Source organism: Xanthomonas sp. SHU 308 (genome assembly GCF_000364645.1).
GTDB lineage: Bacteria > Pseudomonadota > Gammaproteobacteria > Xanthomonadales > Xanthomonadaceae > Xanthomonas_A > Xanthomonas_A sontii.
Genome location: NZ_AQOK01000100.1, coordinates 1 through 4,297, shown reverse-complemented (window position 1 = coordinate 4,297; position 4,297 = coordinate 1). Strand labels below are relative to the sequence as shown.

Below are 4,297 nucleotides of genomic sequence, written 5' to 3'. Positions count from 1 at the left end.
GGGTGCGGCGGTCGGCCGGCGCCACCGCCAGGGTGCGGCGCAAATGCTCCAGCGCCTCGGCCGGGCGGTCGGCCTGCAAGGCGTACTCGCCGGCCAGCCGGCGCATGTTGGCGGTGTCGCCGGCCGGAGCAGCCAGCACCGTCTCCAGCGCGGTGATGGCGTCGTCCAGGCGACCCTGGCGGTAGGCCAGCTGCGCGACCAGCGCCATCATCGCCGCGCTGGTGCCCGGGGTGAGCGCGGCGACGCGGCGGAACGCGGTCTCGGCGAAGGCGAAGTGCTGCTTGTCCAGATAGGCGAAACCCAGCGCGTAGAGCAGGCGGGGATCGTCCGGCAGCGCGTTGCTGGCACGCGAGAGCAGCGCCAGCGCGCGGTCGGCGTCGCCGCGGCGCAGCGCCAGCATGCCGTCCACGCCGAGCAGTTGCGGATGCTCCGGCTGCAGGCGCGCGGCGGTGCGGCTGAGCCGCTCCACTTCGTCCAGGTCGCCGCGGCCCAGCGCCAGGTGTGCGCGCATCACGTAGGCGAGGAATTCGTTGGGATCCAGCGCCGCGGTCTGCGCCAGCGCGTCCTCGGCCTGGGCCAGGTCGTTGGCGCTGACCAGCATGCCGGCGTGCAGCAGGTGCAGGCTGGCGTCTTCCGGCGCCAGCGCGATCGCACGGCCAATGCTGTCGAGGGCGGCGGCAGTCTCGCCGTGCTGCTGCTGCGCCAGCGCCAGCCAGCGGAAGGCCTGCGGGTCGTCGGCTGCCTCGGCGGCCCAGGTCTGGGCGAGACGCAACGCGTCGGCGGTGTCCTGGCGGCGCAGGGCGTCGAGAATGGGCTGGTGCATGTGGGTCCGGCGTTGGGGCAAACCCGCATTGTAGCGGGAGCGCCCAGCCGCCCTGCGGTGGCGCCTGCGGGCACGGCGGGCGGCGTCGGACCGCGCTGAAGCTGCGTTGTCGCCGGACGCTGCGGGGGGACTGAGGCGACGCGCCTGCGAGGTTTGCCGAGCATGCCGGCCGCGTAGATGACCCGTGCGCCGGGCAGCGCTACGTGGTGGCGGCGGTGATGATGCGGGAACGGCGGAAGGAGCATCGACGCGTGCCGCACCCGGGAATCCCGGTGCGCCCACCTTGCCGACCGCCTGCCGCACGCGGGCGCGGGCGAGGTCGCCCGCCGGCCTGCGCGCAACGCCGCTTAGGCCTCCACCAGCCCCTCGGTCAGCCGTTCGGCCACCCAGCGTTCGGCGAAGCCGTCGCCGCGCGCGTTCTCGATGAAGCCGCAATGCCCGCCCCAGCGGGCGATCTCCAGCCGCGCGAGGTCGGGCAGGCGCCAGCTGCGGAAGTCGTCCAGGGGTATCACCGGGTCGTCCTCGGCCATCAGGATGTCGGCCGGCACGCGCAGGCCTTGCAGGCGCTCGCCGGCGATGCAGTAGCTGTCGAAGTAGGCGTCCAGGCTGGCGAAGCCGGCATGGCGCTCGGCCAGCCAGGCCATCAACCCGCGCATGTCCAGCGCCAGGGTGGCGTCGTCGTAGCCGTGGCGGTCGGGGAACAGTTCGCGCTTGCGCAGCAGCGACTCGCGCCACTTGCGGCGGAAATACCAGTCGTAGAACTGCGGGCCGTTCTCGATCCGCTGCATGGTGGTGGCCGGGTCCAGCAACGGGCACACCGCGGCCACGTGCTGCAGCGGCAAGCCCGCCGCCGGCGCGCGCAGCGCCAGGCGCAGGGCGAAGTTGCCGCCCAGCGAGTAGCCGGCGGCGAGCAGGGTCGGCGCCGGGAAGCGCCGCCACAGGTCGCAGGCGGCGTTGACCACTTCGTCCAGGCGCTCGGAGTGGAACAGGTCCACGTTGAGGTGGTGGGTGCCGCCGTGGTCGCGGAAGTTAAGCCGGAACACCTGGTAGCCCAGCGCCAGCATCTTCGCCGCGGTCAGGCGCATGTAGCTAGAATCGGCGCTGCCTTCCCAGCCGTGCAGCAGCAGCACGGTGCCGCGCGGCGCTTCGCCGGCCGGCACGCTGAGCCAGCCCTGCAGGCGCACGCCATCGCCGCCGTCGAGGATGTGCGAGGTGGTGGTGGCGCCGCTGGCGGCGAGCAACTGTTCGCCACGGCGCACGCGCAGCAGGCTGGAACCCAGTACCGATTGGACGTGCGGGTTGCGCAGCCAGCGAGGGGGGGAGTAATCGGTTGCGTTCATGGGCAGCGAGCTTGCGCCTGTCGACTGGAGTAATCGGTCAAGCGCGGCGTCGGCAGTGTCCCGGTGTTCAGGGTTGTGCCATCGCCGTGACGATGCGCGCACGCGAGATCTCGGCGATGCGGCGGCGCCCTTCCACGTCCTGCAGCCGGATCGGCTCCAGGAAATGCACCTCGGCCACCCGCCCCGGCTCGCCGAGCAGACGCAGGAAGTTGGCGAAGAAACTCTCGTGCGGCCCGAACGCGACGATCTGCTGCGCCGAGCCGCCCGCACCGTAGCGCAGCGCCACCGGCTGCACCGCCACCTCGGCCTCGACCGCGGCCTGGAAGATGCGCGCATGGAACGGCCCCACGTCCTGGCCGCCGCGGGTGCGCCCTTCCGGGAACACGCCGACCGAGCAGCCGGAGCGCAGCCGCTCCAGCATCGCCTGCAACACCCCGCCCAGCGACTCGGTGCTGCCGCGCTGGTGGAAGATGGTCTGCCCGCGCGCGGCCAGCCAGCCGACCAGCGGCCAGCCGGCGATCTCGCGCTTGGCGACGAAGCCCATCATGCGCTGGCTGTGCAGCATCACGATGTCGATCCAGCTGACATGGTTGGCGACGAACAGCACCGGATTGGGCAGCGGCGCGCCGATGCGGCGCACGCGCAGGCCGAAGATGCGCAGCAGCCAGGTCGACCACCAGCAGACCATGCGGTCGCCGAAGGACTCGGTGCCGGCACGGCCGGGCGACAGCGCCATGCACACCAGCAGGAACGGCAGCGACAACAGCACGTGCAACGCCAGCAGCGGCACGCGGTAGCCGTAACGAACCCAGCGCAGCGCCCCACCGTATTGGCGCATGGCGGGTGGGGAGAACTCGCTCATTCGAACAAGGGTACCGGAAGCGGGGGCCTAGCGGACAATTGTGTCACCCCGAAGACGCGCCCGCAGACACGTCGCCCGTGACCGCCGAGGCAGGGTTCAGCCCGGGACCGGGCTCAGCCGCGGTCGACCACCGCCAGGGTCAGCCGCGACACGCACACCGGCTTGCCGGCCGCGTCCTCGATGTGGATCTCCCACACCTGCGTGGTCCGGCCCACGTGCAGCGGCCGCGCGGTGCCGGTGACCACGCCGCTGCGCGCGGCGCGCAGGTGGTTGGCGTTGATTTCCAGGCCCACGCAGATCCGCCCCGGCTCTACGCACAGGTTGCCGGCGGTGCTGCCCAGGGTCTCGGCCAGCACCACCGATGCGCCGCCGTGCAGCAGCCCGTACGGCTGCCGCGTGCGCGCGTCCACCGGCATCGTCGCCCGCAACCAGTCCGGCCCGGCCTCGGTGAAGACGATGCCCAGGTGCGCGATCAGGGTGTCGCGGCAATCGGCGTTGAGGACAGCGAGATCGGCAGGTTCGCGAAAGGGCATTGGAGGGCCGGGATTGGGGATTCGGGATTGGGGATTGGCAAGAGCGGCATCCCCGGCACTGACATTATCGCGCCTGCACGGGGCATCAAGTCGCAGGGATCTGCTTTTACGAATCCCCAATCCCGAATCCCGAATCCCCGCCCCTCAGAGAATCGGCACCAAGCCCGAGCCGAACGCGGTCAACATCCGCACCAGCAGCCACTTCGGGCCGACGTTGACCTCGGGGAAGTCGCCGACCGCGCTGTAGCAGCGATGGAAGCCCGGGTCGCGCCGGGTCAGCGGCGCCGGGCAGTCGGGGCCGGGCTGGAATTCGTAGTCGGTGGCGTAGCGCCATGGCCAGAAGTCCAGCACCGGCAGCGCCTCGGAGACCTTGCCCATGCTGTAGTTCAGGCCCGACAGCACCGGCGGCTTGACCCGCGGCGCCACCACCCAGGAATTCTCCGGCTCGATGTCGCGGCCGATGCTGGCCGCCAGCGCCTGCGCGAACGCCGGATCGTCGACGATCACCGCGCCCTCGGTGTTGTAGGTCTCGCTGCGCGGGTCGAAGTTGTGGGTGCCGATCACGCCGACGCGGCGGTCCACCACCAGCGACTTGGCGTGCAGGCCCATGCGCGCGCCCTCGCGGGTCACCGGCAGCGGCCGGTTGGCGATGCGCCGGCTCAGGTACGACGGACGGGTCTCGGTGCGCAGCACGCGGCGCGCGACCTGGCTGCCGTCGCCGCGGCTGCCGGACGGCCCG

5 protein-coding genes are annotated in these 4,297 nt (G+C 71.9%); all 5 read right to left on the bottom strand.

Going from position 1 to position 4,297, the window contains the following annotated elements; all coding sequences use genetic code 11:
- A partial coding sequence (locus tag D588_RS0104605; protein WP_017915142.1) for a tetratricopeptide repeat protein occupies positions 1-823 on the bottom strand: 823 nt, incomplete at its 3' end.
- 347 nt (positions 824-1,170) lie between these two features.
- Entirely contained in the window at positions 1,171-2,163 is a 993-nt protein-coding gene (locus tag D588_RS0104600; protein ID WP_017915141.1) for an alpha/beta fold hydrolase, read from the bottom strand.
- A 67-nt stretch (positions 2,164-2,230) separates the two neighbouring features.
- On the bottom strand, positions 2,231-3,025 hold the full coding sequence (locus D588_RS0104595) for a lysophospholipid acyltransferase family protein (protein ID WP_026143382.1): 795 nt from the start codon (positions 3,023-3,025) through the stop codon (positions 2,231-2,233).
- 113 nt (positions 3,026-3,138) lie between these two features.
- Positions 3,139-3,558 (bottom strand): hotdog fold thioesterase, encoded by a 420-nt coding sequence (locus D588_RS0104590; protein ID WP_017914155.1) that lies wholly within the window; start codon positions 3,556-3,558, stop codon positions 3,139-3,141.
- A 144-nt stretch (positions 3,559-3,702) separates the two neighbouring features.
- Positions 3,703-4,297, bottom strand: a 595-nt coding sequence (locus D588_RS0104585) for a phospholipase D-like domain-containing protein (RefSeq protein ID WP_026143381.1), incomplete at its 5' end; no start/stop codon positions are given.

Coding starts and splice junctions, on each gene's coding strand:
- D588_RS0104590 (WP_017914155.1), bottom strand. CDS start 3,558: ATGCCCTTTCGCGAACCTGCCGATCTCGCTGTCCTCAACGCCGATTGC.
- D588_RS0104595 (WP_026143382.1), bottom strand. CDS start 3,025: ATGAGCGAGTTCTCCCCACCCGCCATGCGCCAATACGGTGGGGCGCTG.
- D588_RS0104600 (WP_017915141.1), bottom strand. CDS start 2,163: ATGAACGCAACCGATTACTCCCCCCCTCGCTGGCTGCGCAACCCGCAC.